The organism is Corynebacterium pseudodiphtheriticum (assembly GCF_023509295.1).
Classification (GTDB): Bacteria; Actinomycetota; Actinomycetes; order Mycobacteriales; family Mycobacteriaceae; genus Corynebacterium; species Corynebacterium pseudodiphtheriticum.
Map to the genome: position 1 here is coordinate 785,859 of NZ_CP091864.1, position 22,639 is coordinate 808,497.

Here is a 22,639-nt window from a genome sequence, read left to right on the forward strand (position 1 = left end):
AACAAGATAGATTCTCATGACAGACGATTATTTATTTCGCTCGCCCCCTCGTAGTTCGTATGCGGCAAAGGCGTTTGCCAAGGTGAATTTGCATTTGGCGGTCGGCCCTGCCCGCGCCGATGGCTTCCATGAGCTGGTGACTATTTTTCAATCACTGGATCTCGCCGATACCGTGCGGGTTAGCCTGGCTAATGATCAGATTGAGCAGGACGAATCTTCCGGGCACGGACCGGTGCGCGCATTGACTGTGACTGGACAAGATAGTAATTCGGTCCCCAGTGATGCTACGAATCTCGCCTGGCAAGCTGTTGACGCCGTTGCTGCTGCTTTGCAAGCAGAACACGCTGGAAAGCTGGAGCTTCCACCGGTGACGGTGGCAATTGAGAAGAACATTCCGGTCGCTGGAGGCATGGCGGGTGGTTCCGCTGATGCTGCAGCCGCGTTGCGTGCTGCTAACTCCTTGTTTGCGGAGCAAGCAAATATCGAGCTGCTGGATGAGTCCGTATTGCATAATATTGCTGCGCAGCTAGGGTCTGATGTCCCATTTTGCTTGCACGGCTACACCGCATTGGGGCAAGGCCGGGGAGAAAAGCTGCATGCTGTGCCCACAACTGGTACCTACCACTGGGCATTGGTGGCCAATGAACAAGGCTTGTCGACGCCACAGGTATTTGCAGAATTCGATCAGTTGTATCAGGGCAGCCCGCAGCCAGATGCTGGCGACGGTGAGAAGAAAGGAAAACCGGCGGTTCCGCACGATCCGAGCCTAAGTGAGACCACAGCATTAACGGCTGCCGCCCAATCCGGGGATGTGCAACAACTCGCTGGCTTATTACGGAATGACTTGCAGGCGGCTGCATTGCGGCTGCGTCCGGATTTATCCCGCATCCTCGATGCGGGAAGCCACGCTGGTGCACTCACAGGGATAGTGTCCGGTTCTGGGCCCACCTGTGCATTTTTGTGTGCCGATGAACAGACTGCACACTATGTTGCAACAGAAGTGGAAAAGAAAATAGCCGGTACCCGGGGCATTACTGCCACGAGTCCGGCTAGGGGTGCCGAGCTAATAGAATGTTAAGTTAGCGGGCAATTCCCATTTCCACTGGCGCAAAGTCCAACTCGGTGCGGGTAAGCACTTCGCCTTCTTTAAGGTCGACCATCAGAAATTCCTTCTTTTCTGCGTCGGTGACGTAAGCGATATCGCCATCGACCTTCAGAATTGGGCCAGGTTCTTGCCACTCATCCTTTTCTTTCCAAGGTTCGATAACCTCGATGCGGTCGGTGATTTCGCCGGATTCGACGTCGATGATGTTCAAATAGCCGTCGTAGGTCAAGACCACGCCGTCGCCGTCACCGGTGCGGCCTAGGGAACGGAACCAGTAGGAATCCTCGAGGTCCACCTTCTTGATTGAGTAGTCGGTGGTATCAATCAGAACGACGGAGGTTGGGCGCTCAAGATCTGCGTCTTCGTCGGTCTTGTTGTCGCCGAGGACAATGGGGGAATCTTCGCTACCGGCCAGGTTTCCGGAGCGCTGGTAGCCGTCTTTGGCGATGTCGCCGGCATCAACCTTGTGGAATTCTTCGTCTTCGACATCGAAGACGACTGGACCGTTGGTGCAACCGAAAGCGACGTTGCCGCCTTGCGCGACCGCTTCGCCGTGAATGCCTGGGCAATCGTCCGTGGAGGCCAATACTTCGTTGTCCATGCTGCGGTATTCGATGCGGTGACGCTCGTCTTCGGTGCCTACCGTGGTTAGGTAGCTACCGTCTTTGAATGGGACTGCCACACCGTGGTGTGGATCGCCGGATTCGGCGGTCACAATGTGTGCAGGGCGCATGGTGTCCGTGCCATCTTGGAGTTCGTCGTTGTCGAAGATAGTGATGTCACCGGTGCCATCGTCGAAAAGCGCAGTCTTGCCGTCGTGCTGGACGACATGGCCAGGCTTATCAGCTGGCAGGATGTTGTCGGTGAGCTCAGGTGACTTCTCGTAGTAGTGGTTGTGGTCTCCGTGTGGCTGGGTCACTGCACCGGTGTCGAAGATGGTGAAGCCGTCTTTTCCGGAAACATACAGGTGGCGGGTGTTGCCAGCAGGGTTGAGGCGGTGGAATCCGGAGATTTCTTCTTCGTCGACAATCTCGCCGGTGGATGGGTCAATCGTCGTCAAGCCTTTGTCGTGCGAGAGTACGACGCGTTGTGGTAGGGAAGAGACCTCGGTCAGATCCGCATCATCAGCGTCGGGGCCATCGTGATCGTGGTCATGGGCTTCTGAGGTGGCGGTGGTTTCCTGGGCGCCCGTGGCGTCTTCATCTGGGCTGGAGCAAGCAGCAAGCGCGAAAGAGGTTGCTACTGCCATCGTGACTGTGGAAAATATGCGGCGTTTCATAGAATTTACAGTAATGAAAATGAATTCAACGTGCAAAAAGTCTTATCTTATAAACCTTGCGTCTTAACCTCGTGTTTTTTAGGCGCGGTCAGAAAATGTTGCGACTTGAGCATCGTGCACTGGCTACACCCAGTCGCGCACGACTGTCCTTAGCGGCTGATAGTCAGGGTGCTTTAAAATGGAATCACTATGGTGAACCTGTTAAACGCAGAGAATATCTCGCAATCTTTCGGCCTGAAAACCCTCCTCGACGGTGTTTCGCTGGGTGTGCAATCGGGGCAGCGCATTGGAGTCGTCGGTGTCAATGGCGGCGGTAAAACCACGTTGTTGGAGGTGCTGACCGGCTTAGTAGAACCTGATAGTGGCCGGGTGGCGCGAAATTCGGATCTACGGATGGCAGTGGTTACCCAACGTGCAGAGTTAGACCCGGAAGCAACGATTGGGCACACGGTGGTCGAGCCGTTGGGGCTAGATACGTACGAATGGGCCGCGAATGCAAAAGTCCGCGATGTTTTGGGAGGGCTAGGAGTAGCCCAGCTCGGGCTAGAAACCAAGGTTGGACAACTATCCGGCGGGGAAAAACGTCGGGTGAACTTGGCGGCGGCTCTCGTGCGCGATTTGGATTTGGTGGTGCTCGATGAGCCAACCAACCACTTAGATGTTGAAGGTGTGCAATGGCTAGCGGATCACCTATTGCATCGGAAGGTAGCCGTATTGGTGGTGACCCACGATCGCTGGTTTTTGGATACTGTAGCGCAGTTGACCTGGGAGGTTCACGATGGAAAAGTCGACGTGTACGACGGCGGCTACAACGATTGGATTTTTGCTCGCGCGGAGCGTCAGCGGCAGGCCGAAGCTGCCGAACAGCGGCGACAAAATTTAGCACGTAAAGAATTGGCATGGTTACGTCGGGGTGCGCCGGCACGGACGTCGAAACCGAAATACCGCATTGCCGCTGCAGAAGCACTCATTAAAGATGTCCCACCGGTGCGCAATAGTGTCGAGCTGATGTCGTTTTCTAAACAGCGACTGGGCCGCAAGGTTATCGAGCTGGAGAATGCGCGCTTGGAAACCCCGGATGGGCATGTGCTTGTCGACGATCTGACCTGGCGCTTAGCCCCGGGGGAGCGCGTGGGCTTGGTCGGGGTGAACGGATCCGGCAAAACTACCCTGTTGCGAGCATTAGCTGGCGAGCATGAACTTAGCGCGGGGAAGCGCATCGAAGGCCAGACCGTGCGTCTGGGGTGGTTGCGTCAGGAACTTGATGATTTGGACCCGCAACGTCGCCTGTTGGATGCTGTTGAAGATGTAGCAACCTATGTACACATGGGCAAAAAAGAATTATCGGCATCGCAACTGGCCGAACGCCTGGGGTTTAGCCCGAAGCGGCAACGTACCCCGGTTGGTGATTTATCTGGTGGTGAGCGCCGTCGTCTGCAACTTACTCGGGTATTAATGAGCGAGCCCAACGTCTTGCTGCTTGATGAGCCCACCAACGACCTTGATATTGATACCCTGCAGGAGCTCGAATCCCTGTTGGATGAGTGGCCGGGCACCCTGGTAGTGGTGTCACACGACCGCTATCTTATTGAGCGCATTACTGATGCCGCCTATGCCCTGTTTGGCGACGGTAATTTGCAGCATCTGCCGGGCGGAATTGAACAGTATTTGCAGGTACGTCAATCTGCCCAGGATGCTGCTTCGAACGCAACCTTGGATCTAGGTCCTAGTAAGGCTACTGATTTTTCAGAGACAGAAAACAGTGGCGGTACAGGGATTTCTGCGCAGCAAGAACGCGAGATCACCAAAGCACTGCGAGCGCTGGAACGCAAGATGGACAAACTAGAGAAAACAGAAGCCCAGATTGACGAGAAAATGGCTGTAGCAGCGGAAAAGGTTGATACGCAACGATTGACGGAGCTTAACGAACAAAAGGCAGAGGTTGCTGGGCGTCGAGAAGAATTAGAAGCCGAATGGATGGAGCTAGCTGATCAACTGGAGCCGAAATAATGTAGGTGTGCGGCAGGGCTAACTCTGGGCGCCGGCGCATTTATCAAACACGCTGGGTGAAAGCCACCGGTTGGGTGGCTGCTTATGTCACGATATAGGCATGGCTTTCTCCCGTAAATTCTTCACCGCGCTCGCAGCAACCACCGTGATCAGCGCAGGTATTCCTGCTGCTGCATCCGCACAACCGGCTTCTTCCGCACAGCCAAACCCGGTCTGGCCGACTCCAGAGGTATTGACGGCTGGGTCCTCGGCTGCCAGCGCTGGCGTAGCGTCGTGGAGTTTGGAACAGGCTACGAAGTTGCACTTGCTGGCTATGGGGCACCACCGCAATGAAGAAGCCCAGCGCATTGCCCAGGACTGGGCTAACCAGGCTGCGCGCGGGGAAGTGGAATTCCACGCCAATGTTGGCCGTGGTCATACTGCTCATGACCGTGGGACGGGTAATATCTACCGGCTCGCTCCGCATGAGGCTGCGCAGCGTATTGCCTGGTTGCTGAGCCCTACGAATCGCACTGCTGATGGCAAGGGATTTGGTGTTTCGGGCGTTGATGCGCACGGCAACGTGTACTTGGCGGAATTTTTCTTGCACTAAATGTGCGTAGTCACACGTTAGCACTGTGTACATATCAACTAAATTAAGCGTATGATCGAGAACATGATCTTGATTAACGTTTCTTACCAAGTAAAGCCAGAGTACGCTGAAAACTTCCTGGAAGAGGTTTCCTGGTTCACGGAAGCTACTCAGGCAGAAGAAAAAAACCTGTTCTTCGACTGGTACCGCGACCCGAAAGATGCCAACCACTTCATGCTGGTAGAAGGCTTCACCGATGATGGTGCGGAAGCACACGTCACCTCTGAGCACTTCCAGCGTGCAACCGAAGAGATGCCAAAGTACCTGGTTGAAACCCCGAAGATCATCAACACCCTGATCGAGGGTAAAACCGAGTGGGACGAAATGGCTGAATTCCAGGTCAAGTAGTTCCAGGTGAAATAGTCGTCGTGTAGTTTTCACGCTACGCGCTGTACCCGAGGGCTGTAGTACTAATCCTGGCTCCGTAAAGGAGCGGGAGTGCTACAGCCCTCACTTTATTGCGTTAACTGTGCCACAATGGGGCTATGACTAATGGTGCTATGACTGATACACAGGATCGCCAAGTAATTACTTCTGTTCGCAATGGAACGGGAATTCTTGAACTCAACCGCCCGAAGGCGCTGAACTCCCTGAACTTGGAGATGGTGGAGATTATTCACCGGGCGCTGGATGCATGGGCGAAAGATGATTCGGTTACGCAAGTACTGGTCTATTCCAATAACCCGAAAGGCTTTTGTGCCGGTGGTGATGTACGCGCGGCACGTGAACAAGGTCTCGGGGGCAATAAGGCCGGTGTCGACGAGTTCTTCCACAGAGAATATGCACTCAACGATGCCATCGATAAGTTCCCGAAGCCGTTCATTGCACTCATGGATGGGGTGGTCATGGGCGGAGGAACTGGCATTAGTGCCTTCGGTTCACACCGCGTGGTTACCGAAAAGACCTTTGTGTCGATGCCAGAAATGCTCATTGGCTTTATCACCGACGTGGGCATGACCTATTTCTTCCAGCGCATGGTCGGCTCTCGAGGCAAGGCGTCTCGTGCCTTGGCGCTGTACCTGGCGACGACCGCCTATCGCATGAAGGCCGCGGATCTGCTCTGGACCGGCTATGCTACCCACCAGATCGCTTCCGACGATGCCGATGCTTTCCGTGAAGCAGTTATCGAATCCGGATACGCGGCTGCGCTGGAAAAATATGCGAATACCAACCCGGATACCGCGCCGTTGGCAGAGCACATCGAGACCATCGAGGATGTATTCGCGCACGACACCTGGGAAGAAGTAGTAGCCGCACTGGAAAACTGCGACAACGAAGAATTCGTCGCAAGCGTCAATGAAACGTTCCAGCATGCATCGCCGACCTCGCTGGTGGCAGCTGCGGAAATCTTCCGGGCGAACGCCCAGGTTGATTCGCTTGCCGACGCCTTGGATAACGAATACCGAGTTGGTGAATATCTACGCGGCCGTCCGGATTTCGACGAGGGCGTGCGCTGCGTGCTGGTCGATAAAGACGACGAACCGCAGTTCCGGCCGGATGCGGTCTCCGAGGTTGATGTGGAGGCGATCCGTGCACTCCTCCGGTGACACCGATGGTCACAAAGCCGACCGTCTGCCACCCCCGAAATTTCAGTTCGGCTGGTACCTAGCGTGTACAGCAGTCATTGTTGCCACGCTGGGTTTTATTTGGATTAACTGGCATGCCGTGCCAGACCCGATGTTTACGCACTTCGATGCTTCGGGGACGGCAGATGGTTTTAGTGCGAAATCTTTTCCGGCAGCGATAGCCCACGTTGGCCTTGGGCCAGCGATTACTACGGCAGTATGCGCGGGAGCTGGCGGGTTTCTGGTGGGAATCGCGAACCAGACCAAAGATGGCTTGCACGATAAACCAGAACGTGCGATTAATCGGCAGCGTTTACTGGTGCAGCTGATGCAGCCGATGTTGGGCAAGTTTAGCTTCGCGCTCGTGGTGGTGCTGTTGGTCAGCATCACCGCCGGATTGTTTGAGTTTCCTGTTGTGGGCACCGGGGCAATTGCCATTTGGTTGCTTATCGGTGCGTTTCTCGCAGTCGGTTTCGGCATTGTGGTGCGCAGCGCGCGGATCATGCAGGAATTGGATGAGCGCTATCCACCGGACGATCCCCGGGACAAGCTCAAATATGGGTTGTTTTATCACAACCCGGATGACCCGAGGATATGGGTAGAGCTGGAAGCAGGGATGAATATCACCCTGAATTTTGCGCACCGCGCTGCCTGGTGGATCGCAGGAATCTTTACTGTGTGGATTTTGGCGATGGTGGCGCTGCCGACATTCCTAGCCTAATAATTCCGAGGCTAATAATTTCTGGCCCGGCATTAGCACAAGAAGACGGATAAGGCCCAGGCGCTTCATCATGAAGAAGCCTGGGCCTTAGCTTTAGAGTGCTGCGAGCCGCGGTGCCTTAGCGCTTAGCGCGGGGCCTGCGTGCACCGGGCTCGCGCACAATTACCAATTACTTGTTTTTCGCTTTGAACTCACGACGACGAGCGTGCAAGATCGGCTCAGTGTATCCGGATGGAGATTCGGTGCCCTTGAAAATCAGGTCGCGAGCCGCCTGGAACGCTACCGACTCGTCAAAGTTCGGAGCCATGTTGCGGTAGGCGTCGTCGCCAGCGTTTTGCTTGTCGACGACTTCTGCCATCTTCTGCAGCTCCTGCTCGACGAAATCGCGGCTAACGACGTCGTGCTCGATCCAGTTAGCCAGCAACTGGGAAGAAATACGCAGGGTAGCGCGGTCTTCCATCAGGGAGACGTCGTAAAGGTCTGGGACCTTGGAACAACCGACACCCTGTTCTACCCAGCGGACCACATAGCCCAGGATGGACTGACAGTTGTTGTCGACTTCTTCCTTCTTCACCTCATCGGACCAGTCTGGGTTTTCAGCAACCGGGACGGTCAGAAGGTTCAGGAAGTTGTCGCGTTCGCCGGCCTTACGGAATTCTTCCTGTACCTGCGGAACGTTGACGTGGTGGTAGTGGGTGGCGTGCAAAGTTGCGCCGGTTGGGGAAGGGACCCACGCGGTTGATGCGCCTTCTTTCAGCTGGCCGATCTTTTTCTCCAGCATGTCTGCCATCAGCTCGGTCATCGCCCACATGCCCTTACCGATCTGTGCCTTACCAGGCAGTCCCAGTGCGACACCAGTGTCGACGTTGATGTCTTCGTACGCTTGCTTCCATGGTGCGGTCTGCATATCTGCCTTACGCACCATTGGACCAGCTTGCATGGAGGTGTGGATCTCATCACCGGTGCGATCCAAGAAGCCGGTGTTAATGAAGGCAACGCGCTCGCTGACCGCAGTGATCGCAGCGGCCAGGTTGGCCGAGGTACGACGTTCTTCGTCCATCACGCCGACCTTCAGGGTGTTTTTCTCCAGGCCCAGCAGCTCTTCCACCGAAGCGAACAAATCGTTGGTGAACGCCACCTCGGCAGAACCGTGCTGCTTTGGCTTCACGATGTAGATCGATCCCGCACGGGAGTTCTTCCGAGGGTTATCCGATTGCAATCCTGGGATAGCGCAGGCGCTGGTCAATACAGCGTCCATGATGCCTTCGAAGACTTCCTCGTCGTCGACCAGGATGGCTGGGTTAGTCATCAGGTGACCGACGTTGCGCACCAGCAACAAAGCGCGACCATGCAGGGATTGCTCGTTGCCAGAAAGGTCCGTGTAAGTGCGGTCGTCGTTGAGCTTACGGGTGATGGTCTTACCACCTTTTTCCAGCTCTTCTTTCAGCTCACCTGTGTTCAGACCGAACCAGTTGTAGTAGCCCAGGGTCTTGTCTTCACCGTCGACAGCGGCAACGGAGTCCTCGAAATCGATGATGGTGGAAGTCGCCGATTCCAGGATGACATCAGAAACGCCCGCCTTGTCGCTCTTGCCGACGGGGTGGTCTGGGTTGATCTGGATCAAGATGTGCAGACCGTTGTTGCGCAGAACCACCTCGGATGGGGAAGACTTGTCGCCGTTGTAGCCGACGAGTTGCTCTGCCTTCGCAAGACCGACGGTGGAGCCGTTAACGGTGACGGCCAGTTTATCGCCATCAATTGCATAGGATTCTGCGTCGGCATGCGAGCCGTTTTCTAGTGGGGCAACCTCGTCGAGGAAGTTGCGTGCCCAGGCGATGACTTTGTCGCCGCGCACCGGGTTATAAGAATTACCTGGTTCCGCCCCGCCTTCTTCGGAAATGGCGTCGGTGCCGTACAAGGCGTCGTAGAGTGAACCCCAGCGGGCATTTGCTGCGTTGAGGGCGAAGCGCGCGTTGAGGACAGGAACGACCAGCTGTGGGCCGGCAACCTCGGCGATTTCTGGGTCGAGATTCGCGGTGGTGACATCGGAGGCTGCTGGCTTGTCTTCCAAATAGCCGATCTCGCGCAGATATTTTTCGTGTTCGGCTGGATCGGGCTGTCCCGGGTTAGCGCGGAAGTGCTCGTCGAGGGTCTTTTGCAGTTCATCGCGGCGTGCCAGCAGCTCTTTGTTGCGCGGGGTGTGGGTACGGATGATGTCTGCGAACCCATTCCAGAATTTCTCCGAATCGAGACCGATGCGTGGCAGCACAGTGTCGTTGACGAATTCGTAGAGGGTGTTGTCGACGTTGAGGCCTGCAACCTCTGTGCGTGGGGTGGTGTCTTCGATAGTCATAAAACTCCTTCTAATCCTCGCGGTCAGACCCTTAAGGGGCGTGGAGTGCGTGCAACTCAGTGACAAGCTGGGTGGCATGCGCGCTCTCTACATCTTTGCTGAAAATGTGTGCCCCGGGGCATGACACCACAATAAGTGAATTGCCTCACTGTGTGTAGTGCGGCGGGGGAAAGTGGGATTTTCACCCCTGTTCGAAGTTCGAAAATGAACTGAGAAAACAGTCCAATCGTACTGTTTCAACAGTATGAACGTACTGTTTATGTTCGGCGTTCACACACTATAAGCGGCATTTTTGACAAAGACCTGCGGTTTAACCTGATTTTAGGTCTCGAACATTTATGTGAAATAGGGCATTACCCCCGAAAATTAGTGACCGGGGTTAAATCTTGACGTGACTGAATTCATCGAACAAGATGTGAATCACCTCATAAGCCAAACGAGAAAGGGAGTTGCGATGACTACTACCGGTCAAGCACGTACGGCCGCTGAAATCCAAAAAGATTGGGATGAAAACCCTCGCTGGGCCAACGTCACCCGTGACTACACCGCAGAAAAGGTAGCCGAGCTGCAGGGCAACGTCGTCGAAGAGCACACCCTGGCACGTCGTGGCTCCGAGATCCTGTGGGACGAGGTCTCGAAGGGCGATGGACACTACATCAACGCCCTGGGCGCCTTGACTGGTAACCAGGCCGTTCAGCAGGTCCGCGGTGGCCTGAAGGCTGTTTACCTGTCTGGTTGGCAGGTTGCCGGCGATGCCAACCTGTCCGGACACACGTACCCAGACCAGTCGCTGTACCCAGCAAACTCGGTTCCGCAGGTCGTTCGCCGTATCAACAACGCCTTGCTGCGTGCCGACGAGATCTCCCGAGTCGAAGGCGATAACTCCATCGACAACTGGCTGGTTCCCATCGTTGCCGACGGTGAGGCAGGCTTCGGTGGTGCACTGAACGTTTATGAGCTGCAAAAGGCCATGATCAACGCTGGTGCTGCCGGTACGCACTGGGAAGACCAGCTGGCTTCCGAAAAGAAGTGTGGCCACCTGGGCGGTAAGGTTTTGATCCCAACCCAGCAGCACATCCGGACCCTGTCGTCTGCACGTCTGGCTGCCGACGTCGCCGGTGTTCCCACCGTCGTTATTGCTCGTACTGACGCCGAAGCTGCCACCTTGATCACCTCGGACATCGACGATCGTGACAAGCCGTTCATCGAAGGCGACCGCACCGCAGAAGGCTACTACCGCGTACGTCCAGGCATCGAGCCTTGTATCGCACGTGCGAAGTCCTATGCTCCATACTCTGACCTGATCTGGATGGAAACCGGTGTCCCAGACCTGGAGGTTGCCAAGAAGTTCGCGGAATCCGTCAAGGCCGAGTTCCCAGACCAGAAGCTGGCCTACAACTGCTCGCCATCGTTCAACTGGTCCAAGCACCTTGACGACGAGACCATCGCGAAGTTCCAGAAAGAACTGGGCGCCATGGGCTTTACCTTCCAGTTCATCACCCTGGCTGGATTCCACTCGCTGAACTACGGCATGTTCGACCTGGCTCACGGCTACGCACGCAACGGCATGACCTCGTTCGTCGAGCTGCAGAACAAGGAATTCGCTGCAGCTGAAGAGCGCGGCTTCACCGCCGTCAAGCACCAGCGTGAGGTCGGTGCTGGTTACTTCGACAACATTGCCACCACCGTCGACCCAACCTCGTCGACCACCGCACTGAAGGGTTCCACTGAGGAAGGCCAGTTCTAATCATGGCCATCCAATTCGTTCCTACCGCTGATATCGGAGACATCCACGGTGAACAGCTACGCAGCTGCGATAAGCAATTCACCAACTATGGAGGCAAGACCGAGTTCTGCGGAAAGATTTCCACCATCCAAGCCATCCAAGACAATGCCTTGGTGAAAGAAGTCTTGAACCAACCGAACGAAGGCGGAGTCTTGGTCATCGATGCCCAAGAAAATCTGCATACCGCTATGGTCGGCGACATGATCGCTGGCGCAGGCGTGGATAACGGCTGGGCCGGGATCATCGTCAACGGCGCGATCCGGGATTCCCAAGAAATCGGCACCATGGATATTGGTGTTAAGGCTTTGGGGACCAACCCGCGCAAATCTGCGAAAGATAAGGTTGGCAAAGTCGATATCACCGTGCAATTCGGGGGCATCGAATTTGTCCCTGGCCAGTACGTTTATGCCGATGCTGACGGCATTGTCGTGAGTGAGGAACCAGTAGAAGCGAAAGAGAGCTAGATTTTTCTAGCATGCGGTGGCCGGTTGGTGTTGCGCTTAGCCGCACCACTGAGCCTATCCGCCCGCAACACGGATACAAGCCCAGAAGCTAGCAAGTGTGAGAGCTAACTTCTGGGCTTGTGCCATGAGTCTAGGAAGAAAAGACCAAAATACCCGTGGTTTTCTTATCGAGTTGGTCTATCTTATGGCCAAAACACTCCGTGATCGGTGCGCATGCTGTGACAAGAGCGGCGATAGCCTGGGCATGTTCTGTGCTTCGCTCGCTGCAAGTGTCGGGGAGATTGGTATAGGAGATTTCGGTTGCAAACGCTAAGCAGCTGCGCATCCGTCGAATATCAATATGTGGTCGGACAAAATCTATGACTCCATTCTGGATCCCGAATTCTAAGAGCTTTCGGCTTTCTTGTGCACCAGGCGTGTTCGCGAGCAAGGGATCGGCCCATGCCCACGTCCACGTATCACCACTCACAGTGGCAAGAGCCCAGCAGTCAACGGCCGTGTTGGTGCTTCGTTCGTCGTCGGAATGCTGGCGGATAAATTGGCGTCCGTCGTGGATAAGTTTGTCAATGGTCGGCTCTGGCGGCATGCTTGTCTCGTCCGAATCAAGCTGCTTCGTAATCTTCGAGGCCACATCGACAGCAACACCGTTTCGCACGGTAATGGTTATCTGGTTGTCACCGGAACCGATGGTGACAGTCGTCGAATCGGTATAAAAATCAAGACCGCGTACCACTGCAAAGCCTTTCAGCGCACGCATAACGTCGTAGCTGTTGGGCAACTTCGCTAAACCATGCGTCAGTGCTAGGGGAACTGGACCTTCCTCAGCAAAATCTCTAATCATCACGACAGCACAGCGCTGGGTCTCGTCCTTGCGTGAAGATGCAGTAAGTGGAACCAATACCGCTGGAATATTACGAAATAGCGTGCGCCCCGCAGCTAGGAGCTCATCGCTTGCGACCTGTGGATGCTGCGGATCTAATTCTGCGATCCTTGGAAAATCAACGACGGCAGCAGTCTGCCAATACCAAGCATCATCGGCGATGGTCGCGACCCAAGTACCTGCTAGCTCCACTTGCTGCTGCATGTTGCTGCTTGCAAACGATACCGTCACTGCCCGGTCCCAGCCGTCGGCAAGTGCTTTCTGGTTGGTCGGGTTTTTGGTTTCCGTGCCGTCAGGTTCCGGGTGCATGGTGAGCTGCACACGGCTGATCTCGCCAAAACGAGCATGGAATAGCGCCAGACAATCGGCTTGCGCCAGGAAGCCATCGGTCGCGATATCGGTGACGGTGCGCGGGGCAGGAAGCATGGCATTGAGTCTACAAGCCAGCCGCTGATCGGCTGTCTCACCCAGGGGGATCTAGCAGGCTGGATCTATCAGTGAGCTGCCAGCCACGCACTGTAAAGTGTCCACCATGCTCTACGCCGTTAGTTACGCCTTTATGGACTCGATTAATGTCTTGTCCATCGCAGTGATCGTTGCCCTAAGCGTGCTGCTGCCAGCCGGAATGTATAAAAAGGTTACCCCGCTGCTGGTAGCGGGCAACTGGTCTGGGGTTTTTGCGCTGGCTTTGCTGGTGACCGTCGTATTTTCTGGCTTCGGCGAACTGATGCAGAAAATCCTGGATTCTGCGACTTTCGGTTTGACGTTGATGGCCGTTGGCGTGATCACGTTGCTGGGTACGTGGATTTCGAAGGGGAAGCCGCCGGCGGTGGTAGGGCGTTTGCTCGGCGGGCTGCAGCGGCCGTCCCCGATGACGTTTTGGACTGGTTTTGGCCTCGGCGTGGTGCAATCGGCGACGTCCGTGCCGTTTTTCGCAGGGCTAATCGTGCTGGCAGCCTTGCATCCTGCACCAGCGATGCTGGGGGCCGGGGTGGTGCTATATGCCAGCATCGCGCTGTCGCTGCCGATCATCGCCGCTTTGCTCGTCGGTTGGGTCCGTATTGCTCCGAATTCACCTATTGGTCGGTTGTTTACTAAGGCATCACACAACACTGAGCTTTTGAGCAAGGTGGCAGGCTATAGCGTGGGCGTGCTGTTAATCGTGCTCGGCGCACTCGGAGTTTAAGCGCTCGTATACATTCGTTTTATTCAATAATTATGCCGATGCGTTCGGTCAGTTCCAGTTCACATGGTTTGGGCATCAAGCGCTGGGTGATTGCAGAACGTAGCGCGGGGCTGAGCGGAAGCAGCCAACCATTGTTGGGATCGTGTACTGGCAGATCATCAGTTTTCGTCGGCACCAGTACAATCTGCGCGTTGGGTCCCGCAACCACCGCAGCGTGATTATTGTGGGCGGCGTCCAGAATGATGCCTGCTACCTGCACCGATCCTGTGATGATCACCATTTCTTCCGCAGTATGTACTGCCAGCTTGTCGACGCCTACATGGCGTGCAGTATCCGGAAGCTGGGTGAGAGCGGGCTTAGCAGAACCGCGTAGCAGGTCGAATAGTCCCATGCAGTCATTTTAACTGGTTAACGGTGAATCACTTTTAGTCACAATTTCGCGAACTCGCGACTATTATGGGCAAAGATGATCGACGCACGAGATACAGCTTTAGTGATTGAAGGCGGGGGAATGCGTAATTCCTATACCGCCGCCAGCATTGTGCACCTGCTGGAAAAACAAGTGCAATTTGGCTGGGTCGGTGGTGTATCTGCTGGTGCCTCGCACACCGTGAATTTTTTATCCGGTGATAAAGAACGCGCCCGCAGTTCGTTCACGGATTTTGCGAATAACCCCTCGTTTGGTGGGCTGAGTCATTTCTTGCGCGGTCGGGGATATTTCAACGCAGAATTTATCTATGAAAAGGCCGCGGATAAAGATCTGCCCTATGACTGGGAGACGTTCACGGAATCGTCGGCACAGGTGTGCATCAGCGCCACGCGAGCAGATACCGGCGAGACCGTGAACTGGGGCAGGGAAGACATGCCAAGCTTGCCGGATCTGATGATGTGCGTTCGAGCGTCATCGACGTTGCCGTTGATCATGCCGATGCGCGTGATTGATGGTGTGCCGTTTGTTGACGGTGCTTTGGGTCATTCCGGTGGCATCCTCATTAACGAGGCCGAAAAGGTGGGATTCACGAAGTTTCTTTTCTTGGCGACGAAACCCCGCGAATATGTTCGTCCCGATACTCAGCGTGAAGGCTTTTTGCGGCGGGCGTTTTTCAAACACCCCGCAATTGCCACTGCGATGATAGAGCGGCCGGCGAAATACAATGCCGCGAAAGACCGCTTGCTGACGCTAGAAAAACAAGGTCGCGCGCAACTATTCTTCCCTACGGATTTGTCCGTGGAATCAACTGAACGCGATGCCGAAAAGCTGTTACACAGCTACCGGATGGGCCAGATCCAAACAGAAAAAGAATGGCCACAATGGGAAGAATTTTTGACCGGTTAAAAGAAAACGAATTTAGTTTAAGAATTATCTCCCACGACTACATTGTTCCGGTTTTGTTCCTCGCCATGTGCTCTCGGTGTGAGGAGAATCATAAAGGTGTGCCTAGTTATTGTTAGGTAGGACTATATAAACTCTTATCTGCCGAATGAATTCAATGGTCAAGCATGAAATGTTGGATCATATAAATAGATAAGGGGCCCTTTATGAAGAAACTGTTCACCGCAGGTCTGGCTCTTCTCACGCTGGCGGGCCTGGCAAGTGGCGGAGTTGCGCAAGCGACGCCTGTGCAGAAACAACTGGTGCAATCGTCCTCGGCTCAGCACAATCCAGTGTTGAATCAGCTCAGCTCGGCGCTGTCTATTGGCAGCTCCGTGCTCCGGAACGACCCGAGCGGTAATCAGCCAAGCAACCTCCGCGCATTGGTGGCGTTGCTGAAGAACGTGGATAACAAACATTACAATGCCTTAAATTATGGTCTAACAACCCCGCAGCAGGCTGCGGATTGTCGTGCCCGCTTCGATGGTAAGCCAGGTGAGCCACGTCTGGACATTTATGTCCCCCAGGATTGTTCCAAGGTTGAGGTCACTCAGGACGATTACGATCAGGCTCTGCGCGCTATCGGATTCTGATTACCGTGAGTTGATGACTTCCTGGCCTTGCCCGGTAAAAACGACCGGAACCCACCGTGCCGGTAGAATTGTCTGTCATGCGTTCGAGTATTTTAGCTGTGTTGACAGGTACTACTTTGTTGCTCGGGGCCTGTTCGGCTCCGTCTGATGCTGATGACGCGCTGAAGGCAGCGCCAGAACAGGCAACAACAGGGCAGAATACGGCTGCAGACACTACCACGGCCACGGAAAAAACAACCGCCACCACCTATGAATTTGCGCTGGAAGATTACCAGGTTTCTCCAGACATACATTTACCCGTCCGCGGCAGCGTGACAACGGCGGGGCACAGCAATGCTCCGCTGGTGGTAGTGAACCATTTACGCACGTTTAATTGCGCTGACGATACTTTCGCCTATCCGTGCGCAGATGGGGTAGATGAGGTACGTGCAGATCGCGGAATGCACTATTTGGCAGAGGATCTCGCAGAGGCCGGATATACCGTCGTCGTTCCTGATTTAGGCCCGTTGTGGGCGCCAGAAAGCCCCACGCAACCATACGACCAGGTGGAAGCCTGGGCGGGTGTGATAAGTGCCATTCGTGGGGAATTAGAGGCGGCGAACCAGGGCCAGTCGCAGCACTTAGACGACAGCCTTGCGGGCATGACGGATTTTTCTCGCACTGGTGTGTTTATGCACTCGCGTTCTGCATTGCTAGGAAATAAGGCTGCAGAAATGTGGCCTGAGGTATCTCTGGCCAGCTATGGCGGGTTCTACCATGTGCCAGAATCTCCAGAAGATAACTTTTCCCCAGCTCCCGCCGATGTGCCGACTCTGACCATTGATGGGCAAGCGGATGAAGATACTTCCCAGGCCGCAGCGGACTGGTTACCGGAATACGTGGGGCAAGACAGGCAGACGGCAGCCTTAAACTTTATTGTGCCGGGGCTTGGGCACAACTATATTAACCGCGTTTTATCTCAGCGGGAATTCGATGACCGGATCGACGACGGTGAAATTAGTGAAATTGGTGCCACCGAGCACGAAGAATTTCTCGGCCGAGCTCTCAAGCAATGGTTTGATCAAACCCTCCGCGACCACGACGGCCCTTATCCATTGGACGCTGATGACGAGCTACCCAGTGAGCTAGCAGGCAGAGACGCGAGCGTTTATGCTGCCAGCCCGGCTACAGCTTCGCGATGGATTGCTTCAGAACCAGAAGCGCAACTGCCAGGGAGTGAGGCCGAATTCTGTCGGATTTATCCGTCTATGAATCCGGTGCAGTATGATGACCGCTGCGATTTCGTGGACATGGGAATCGTTAATTCCGCTTCTGTCAATGCCCGCGTGCACTTGACTAAAACCCCCGCGGTGGTTCCGGTGAATTCTGCTGGCGCGGATGCACTGAGCATGCACATGATGCCTACTGGCAGCCGGGAAGACGGGAAGAAAGAAACCAAGCTGGAAATTACCGCGATCATGGACGATGGTTCCCGCCAGCAAATCCCAGTGCCGACACCCAACCCGGTGTTGAAAGATGCCACCACGGAAACCAGCAACGGTGAATACTGGATACGCACCTTAAGGATTAGCTTGCCGGAACCAGTAAAGAACCGCCCGATTAGCCAATTGGAAATCACTGGTGATGGCACTATCGACTTGCGGGCAGTCGAGCTACACTAGTCCGCTTACACGTAGCGTGGGCCGATATCTAATCGGCTACCAACGGCTCCATGGTGGGACCTGACCCCTGTTTGGTGGACACCTGATTCCCAACCCAGTCGGGTTGGGAAGAAAGGTAATCTACCACCATGCCCAGGTATTCCGAAGAATTCAAACGCGATGCCGTAGCCCTGTACGAAAACAATGAAGAGCTCTCGCTGGACACGGCATCAGCAGAGCTCGGCATCAACCGAGTCTCGCTACATTCATGGGTCAAAAAGTACGGCACCGGAAAGCGTGCCCGCACGAAAGCCCTACATGATAAAGCCCAAGCGGCGAATGATTCTGAGCGCATCCGCCAACTAGAAAAAGAAAACGCTAAGCTGCGTGAAGAACGTGATATTCTGCGCAAGGCTGCCAAAGATTTTGCTTAAAGCAGACTCACTGGTGACCGGTTTCCAGTTTGTCTATGACCACCGAACCGAGCACTCGGTTAAGCGGATGTGCCATGTTTTACAGCTGAATCGTTCCTCGTTCTACAAATGGGTCAGCACCTGTGAAAAACGCAGGTTAAAGATATGCTCTGATGCTCTTATTGGAGCAAGAATCAAGACCATCTTCGATGATGAACATGGTCTTTATGGTGCTAAACGCATCGCTGCAGCCTTGAAAGAGGACACGGCGTGTACCCCGATCAATCACAAGAAAGTTGCACGAATCATGAAGGCCATGGGGCTAAAAGGCTTGAGCAAACGGCGTCGATGCATCACCACCAAGCGCAATCCTGGTCACCGTGTCATGCCAGATTTAGTAGGCCGTAAATTCACCGCTGATGTGCCGAACCACGTTTATGTCGGCGATATTACCTACCTGCCATGTAAAGGAGGCAAGAACATGTATCTTGCCACGGTCATTGACGCCTATTCGCGCAAGCTCGTCGGTCATGCGCTAGCCGATCACATGCGGGTATCTCTGGTTATCGAAGCTTTGTCTCATGCCAGGAAAGTTCGCGGCAGCCTTGATGGGGCTGTTTTCCACTGACGATCATGGCAGTGTGTACACCTCACAGGAATTTCAAGACCACTCCGGCCAACTTGGTGTGCGCCAATCCATGGGTGCGGTGGGAACTAGTGCTGATAATGCCCTAGCAGAATCGTTTAACGCCACCTTAAAGCGGGAAGTTTTGCGTGATCGGAAAGTCTTTGACAATCCGGTCGTCTGCCGTCAGGAAGTTTTTCGTTGGTGTATGCGTTACAACACGCGCAGACGACACTCCTGGTGCAATCTTGTAGCTCCTGATGTTTTTGAAGCTGCGACTTCAGCTACACTGGCTAAAGTCGCATAGTTAATCCCCGACGTGTCCACTTTCCGGGGGCAGGCCCTTAATCGGCGTCCACGCCAAAGGTCTCGGCGATATCGTCTAAGACTGCATTAGCGCCGTAGAGACCAACAGCACTCATCCAGATGCCATCTTCAACTTCGCTGACTTCTCCTTCTAGACGGTCCCACAGAGGGTTGCGCTTAAATTCTTCTTTTGTACGCTCGCTGATTCCCTCATCATCTGCATACGTGGTGATGAAAATGTGGTCAGCGTCGATCAAGCTGATTTGTTCTTCAGAAATTTCTTCATTAAAGCCAGTGCCGCTGGCGGCTTCGTTCGTCTCGAATCCCAGGTCACTCATCACCACGCCGATATAGGTGTCTTTCTTATACAGCCGGGTAGGCTCGTCTAGGAAGCGAACCACGGAGATCGTCGGGTTTTTCCCGAGCTTTTCACGCACGCGGTCGCCGATGCGCTGAGCGCGATCTTCATATTCTTTGATCAGAGAGGTTGCTTCGTCTTTCTTTCCGACAGCCTCACCAACGAGTTCTAAGTTTTCTTTCCACGGCTCGCCGGTTTTCTCGGTGAAGATAGTCGGAGCAACTTTATCTAGCTGGTCGTAGATTTCTTCGTGTCGGACTTTCGCTGACAAAATCGCGTCTGGTTTGAGGGAGCTGATCTGCTCTATTGATGGTTCACTTAGACTACCGACAGAAACAGCATCAGCGGCACACTTTTTGCCGTCTTCACCAAAGTATTCCGGGATACCATCAGAGCCAGCAATTTCGGTGAATCCCACAACGTCAAGGCATAATGCGATGGCTGGGTCCAACAGGCCGCGATCGAGTGCTACCACAGTGTTGATTGGTTCGCTGAGCTCGGTGGTGCCCATTGCGTGTTCAATCGTGCGACTATCGCTGGTTGCTGTATCCGTGGTGCTAGATGCAGTTGTGGATGACGCAGTGTTTTCTGCAGCGGAATCTTCTGCCGAAGATGAACAAGCGGCAAGCAGGCTTATGCTAAGCGTCGATGCAATGATGGCCGTGGAAATGCGGAGTTTGTGCATAATTTTTCTCCTGGTGATAGAACCGAAAAGAAGTCCGAAAGGTTAGGCTTATATATTTAGGTTAGCCCAATCACAAAATTATGCTATCGTCATGAAGATGAGAATGCAACAAAGGATTGATGCACCTTAGATCTTTTTGTCCGGAGTGTCCCTTTGGCGCTTTTGTATCTGAAGGAATATAACGATTGCCGAGACTTCGTATAGAGCGGGAATCGCATCATGAGAAGAGGAACAGCATGAGTGAAAAGCTAACACTTTCGGAGCCAGATGCTTTGAGTGTTCAGGATGCTGTGGAATCTAGTGCTAGGTCTTATCCGCGTAGTCTCCCAATGGCACCTGTGGCAGCTTCTGGGGCTTGGATAGAAAGTGCAACAGGGGAGAAATATCTTGATTGTTTGGCAGGGGGGGGCAGGCACTCTTGCCTTGGGGCATAACCATGCATCAATTAATCAGGCGGGAGAGGGTGCATTGCAATCAGGGACGCTTTTGCATGGTCTGGATTTTATGACTCTGGAAAAACGGAGGTTTATTGCAGTTGCAACCGTGTTGTTGGCTGCAGTGTCTTTGTGGGCACCGCGAATTAATAATGAAAATACAGTAAAGAGTGTTTGATGAAATTAACTGTATCGAAAAATAACACTAGAAAAAATTCTAGGAAAATTCCCACGGCAGTCGTGTGTATGTTGCTATTATGTGCGGTTTTATTGCTGTGCGTCGGCAGCCTAATTCTTGGTGCAAAGCCATTATCATTATCTGCGTTACTACAGGCTACCCCAGGTAATGATACAGAAGCGGCGTTAATAGTCTGGGATTTACGTGCTCCGCGCACACTGATTGGCCTCATAGTTGGGATGTCCCTAGGAATTGCTGGAAGCTTGTTGCAGGGGCTGACGCGAAACCCGGTTGCTGATCCTGTGCTCTTAGGAATTGGTGCTGGTGCAGGACTTGGAATAACCGGAGCAACTTTTTTGCTGCACGTTTCCACCATCACATCAACCGTGTGGTTCGGACTACTCGGTTCGTTCGTTGCAGCAGTGACTCTGGTCGTTATTGGCCAAAGAATAGGAACGGGCATGTCCGGACTGACCCTTATCTTGGGTGGAGTAGCAGTGCAAGCAGGGTTCATGGCTATTTCTAGTGCTCTGATTATTTACGATCAGCAGTCTTTGGGTACCTATCGCTTATGGACTGTAGGTTCATTGGCAGGACGTCCTACTGCAATATTCTTGCCATTGCTTTTGCTACTCGTATTAGGTTTAGCAATAGCGCTCTACACTGCGATTAAGCTGAACATACTGGCGCTGGGTGATGAAATCGCTGTCAGCATGGGCGAAAGCGTACGAAGAATTCAGTTGTTTGGTTTTTTAGCTGTGGCCATATTAACAACCGTTGCGGTTGCTGCGGCAGGCCCCATTGCATTCGTAGGGCTGATGTGCGCCCATTTAGCTGCCTTGGCTGGGCAAGCAGATTGGCGGTGGAACGTGGCGCTGGCTGGTTTGTTGGGCATGTGCGTTGTGTTGTTCGGTGACATTGTGGGCCGCCTTATTGCTCAGCCGGCAGAAGTGCCAGCCGGCATAGTTTTGGCGCTTATTGGGGCCCCTTATTTCATTATGCAGATTAAGAGATCAGGGGTGAGGGCGTGATTGCACTCCAAGCTCGCAAAGGTAATCTTCGGACCTTTTGGTCAACGACTGGGTTAGCGGTGGCACTGGTTGCCGGAATAGTTGTTTCTATCGCGGTGGGAGAAGAATATTTTTCGTTGATGACAGTTATTCAAGCGCTTGGTGGAGGTGGGGATTCGCACACGAGTTTTGTAGTTCGTGAGCTCCGTTTCCCACGCGCAGCAGTAGCCGTTGTAGTCGGAGCTGCTCTCGGGCTGGCTGGGATGGTGCTGCAATCGATGTCGCGCAACCCGCTGGCAAGTCCTGATGTGCTCGGTATCGTCACCGGAGCTGGCACTGGTGCAGTTGCTTTAATCGTGCTCACTGGTGACTATGGTGGCATTTCCGGTAAGTGGGCAGAAGTCGGGTTGCCGGTGGCGGCCTTAGTCGGCTCTTTGCTGGCAACGATTCTATTGTGGATTTTAACGCGGAATGAATCTGTCATCCGGGTTTTGCTCATTGGAGTGGGTATGCAGGCTATGTTTGGTGCGCTAACATCCTGGCTCTTGCTCAAAGCTTCTATTGTGGATGCAGGGCGGGCTATCGTGTGGCTGACCGGTTCGTTGAATGCGGTCACGATGGCGAATGTTTATCCTTCCTTGGTGGCACTCGTGGTTTCTACAGTGGCTGTTCTCGTAACTTATCGTTCATTAAGTGCGTTATCCCTGGGGAATGAGACTGCCATTGGTTTGGGTGTGTCTATTAACCGCACCCGATTGATATTGCTTCTGGTCTGCGTGATTCTTTCTGCAACAGCGACCGCCGCGGTAGGCCCCATAGCCTTTGTGGCCCTTGGTGCTCCGCAGTTAGCGCAGAGGCTTTATCGCAGCATTATTCCACCGTTATTTGGGTCAATATTATTTGGCGGGTGCTTGGTTGTCTGGGCCGATTGGATTGGGCGGGCTTTGTTTGAGCAGTCGCTGCCAGTGGGGGTAGTAACTGCTGCATTGGGGGCTCCGTTATTAGTTTACCTCGTAATTTCTAGTACCAGAATAGGAGAATAGCA

20 protein-coding genes and 1 pseudogene are annotated in these 22,639 nt (G+C 54.0%); 16 read left to right on the top strand and 5 right to left on the bottom strand.

Translation table 11 applies throughout. From position 1 onward, the window contains the following. The first annotated feature begins 16 nt into the window (after positions 1-16). Positions 17-1,078: a 4-(cytidine 5'-diphospho)-2-C-methyl-D-erythritol kinase gene (locus L9H78_RS03495; RefSeq protein WP_249620510.1), complete on the top strand. Its 1,062-nt coding sequence runs from the start codon at positions 17-19 to the stop codon at positions 1,076-1,078. A 1-nt stretch (position 1,079) separates the two neighbouring features. Here the strand turns inward: L9H78_RS03495 and L9H78_RS03500 are convergent, their stop codons facing one another. Then, positions 1,080-2,384 (bottom strand): hypothetical protein, encoded by a 1,305-nt coding sequence (locus tag L9H78_RS03500; RefSeq protein WP_249620511.1) that lies wholly within the window; start codon positions 2,382-2,384, stop codon positions 1,080-1,082. A gap of 189 nt (positions 2,385-2,573) precedes the next feature. Here L9H78_RS03500 and L9H78_RS03505 point away from each other — a divergent pair, with 189 nt between their 5' ends. The 5 genes from L9H78_RS03505 (at position 2,574) to L9H78_RS03525 (ending at position 7,311) form a co-directional block, all read left to right on the top strand. Then, entirely contained in the window at positions 2,574-4,394 is a 1,821-nt protein-coding gene (locus L9H78_RS03505) for an ABC-F family ATP-binding cassette domain-containing protein (protein WP_249620512.1), read from the top strand. 100 nt (positions 4,395-4,494) lie between these two features. Next, the gene (locus tag L9H78_RS03510; RefSeq protein ID WP_021352782.1) at positions 4,495-4,986 is read left to right on the top strand and encodes a hypothetical protein; all 492 of its coding nucleotides are present in this window, start codon (positions 4,495-4,497) and stop codon (positions 4,984-4,986) included. A 63-nt stretch (positions 4,987-5,049) separates the two neighbouring features. Continuing rightward, complete coding sequence (locus L9H78_RS03515) at positions 5,050-5,373, top strand: putative quinol monooxygenase (protein ID WP_249618799.1); 324 nt, start codon at positions 5,050-5,052, stop codon at positions 5,371-5,373. Between the two features lie 152 nt (positions 5,374-5,525). Then, a complete protein-coding gene (locus tag L9H78_RS03520) occupies positions 5,526-6,572 on the top strand; it encodes an enoyl-CoA hydratase/isomerase family protein (RefSeq protein ID WP_249620513.1) in 1,047 nt (348 codons plus the stop codon). Beyond that, complete coding sequence (locus L9H78_RS03525) at positions 6,556-7,311, top strand: DUF1648 domain-containing protein (RefSeq protein WP_249620514.1); 756 nt, start codon at positions 6,556-6,558, stop codon at positions 7,309-7,311. Before L9H78_RS03520 ends, L9H78_RS03525 begins: the two co-directional genes overlap by 17 nt. A gap of 169 nt (positions 7,312-7,480) precedes the next feature. Here L9H78_RS03525 and glcB read toward each other — a convergent pair whose 3' ends face one another. After that, the gene (gene glcB, locus L9H78_RS03530; protein WP_249620515.1) at positions 7,481-9,664 is read right to left on the bottom strand and encodes a malate synthase G; all 2,184 of its coding nucleotides are present in this window, start codon (positions 9,662-9,664) and stop codon (positions 7,481-7,483) included. A gap of 454 nt (positions 9,665-10,118) precedes the next feature. Between glcB and aceA the strand changes: the two genes are divergently transcribed. Both aceA and rraA read left to right on the top strand, forming a co-directional pair. Continuing rightward, a complete protein-coding gene (gene aceA, locus L9H78_RS03535) occupies positions 10,119-11,411 on the top strand; it encodes an isocitrate lyase (protein ID WP_249620516.1) in 1,293 nt (430 codons plus the stop codon). 2 nt (positions 11,412-11,413) lie between these two features. Continuing rightward, positions 11,414-11,914 carry a ribonuclease E activity regulator RraA gene (rraA, locus tag L9H78_RS03540; protein ID WP_249620517.1) on the top strand — a complete coding sequence of 167 codons (501 nt, stop codon included), beginning with the start codon at positions 11,414-11,416 and terminating at the stop codon, positions 11,912-11,914. Between the two features lie 130 nt (positions 11,915-12,044). Here the strand turns inward: rraA and L9H78_RS03545 are convergent, their stop codons facing one another. Beyond that, positions 12,045-13,220, bottom strand: coding sequence for a DUF6882 domain-containing protein (locus tag L9H78_RS03545; RefSeq protein ID WP_249620518.1), 1,176 nt, complete (start codon positions 13,218-13,220; stop codon positions 12,045-12,047). Between the two features lie 106 nt (positions 13,221-13,326). Here L9H78_RS03545 and L9H78_RS03550 point away from each other — a divergent pair, with 106 nt between their 5' ends. Next, a complete protein-coding gene (locus tag L9H78_RS03550; RefSeq protein ID WP_249620519.1) occupies positions 13,327-13,980 on the top strand; it encodes a hypothetical protein in 654 nt (217 codons plus the stop codon). A 19-nt stretch (positions 13,981-13,999) separates the two neighbouring features. On the opposite strand, the gene L9H78_RS03555 is transcribed toward L9H78_RS03550, so the two are convergent. After that, positions 14,000-14,371, bottom strand: coding sequence for a hypothetical protein (locus tag L9H78_RS03555; RefSeq protein WP_249620520.1), 372 nt, complete (start codon positions 14,369-14,371; stop codon positions 14,000-14,002). A gap of 75 nt (positions 14,372-14,446) precedes the next feature. Here L9H78_RS03555 and L9H78_RS03560 point away from each other — a divergent pair, with 75 nt between their 5' ends. The 4 genes and pseudogenes from L9H78_RS03560 (at position 14,447) to L9H78_RS03575 (ending at position 18,930) form a co-directional block, all read left to right on the top strand. Next, positions 14,447-15,316 (top strand): patatin-like phospholipase family protein, encoded by an 870-nt coding sequence (locus L9H78_RS03560; RefSeq protein WP_249620521.1) that lies wholly within the window; start codon positions 14,447-14,449, stop codon positions 15,314-15,316. A gap of 203 nt (positions 15,317-15,519) precedes the next feature. Then, complete coding sequence (locus L9H78_RS03565; RefSeq protein WP_249620522.1) at positions 15,520-15,945, top strand: hypothetical protein; 426 nt, start codon at positions 15,520-15,522, stop codon at positions 15,943-15,945. Between the two features lie 77 nt (positions 15,946-16,022). Beyond that, on the top strand, positions 16,023-17,606 hold the full coding sequence (locus L9H78_RS03570; protein WP_249620523.1) for an alpha/beta hydrolase: 1,584 nt from the start codon (positions 16,023-16,025) through the stop codon (positions 17,604-17,606). Positions 17,607-17,734: 128 nt separating this feature from the next. Next, positions 17,735-18,930, top strand: a pseudogene (locus tag L9H78_RS03575) (IS3 family transposase). A gap of 37 nt (positions 18,931-18,967) precedes the next feature. Here L9H78_RS03575 and L9H78_RS03580 read toward each other — a convergent pair. Further along, the gene (locus L9H78_RS03580; protein ID WP_249620524.1) at positions 18,968-19,972 is read right to left on the bottom strand and encodes an ABC transporter substrate-binding protein; all 1,005 of its coding nucleotides are present in this window, start codon (positions 19,970-19,972) and stop codon (positions 18,968-18,970) included. 387 nt (positions 19,973-20,359) lie between these two features. Between L9H78_RS03580 and L9H78_RS03585 the strand changes: the two genes are divergently transcribed. The 3 genes from L9H78_RS03585 to L9H78_RS03595 are packed head-to-tail and all read left to right on the top strand — an operon-like array spanning position 20,360 to position 22,637. Further along, the gene (locus L9H78_RS03585; protein ID WP_249620525.1) at positions 20,360-20,584 is read left to right on the top strand and encodes a hypothetical protein; all 225 of its coding nucleotides are present in this window, start codon (positions 20,360-20,362) and stop codon (positions 20,582-20,584) included. Then, positions 20,584-21,615: a FecCD family ABC transporter permease gene (locus L9H78_RS03590; RefSeq protein WP_249620526.1), complete on the top strand. Its 1,032-nt coding sequence runs from the start codon at positions 20,584-20,586 to the stop codon at positions 21,613-21,615. Before L9H78_RS03585 ends, L9H78_RS03590 begins: the two co-directional genes overlap by 1 nt. Next, positions 21,612-22,637 carry a FecCD family ABC transporter permease gene (locus tag L9H78_RS03595; RefSeq protein ID WP_249620527.1) on the top strand — a complete coding sequence of 342 codons (1,026 nt, stop codon included), beginning with the start codon at positions 21,612-21,614 and terminating at the stop codon, positions 22,635-22,637. Before L9H78_RS03590 ends, L9H78_RS03595 begins: the two co-directional genes overlap by 4 nt. Positions 22,638-22,639: the final 2 nt, after the last annotated feature.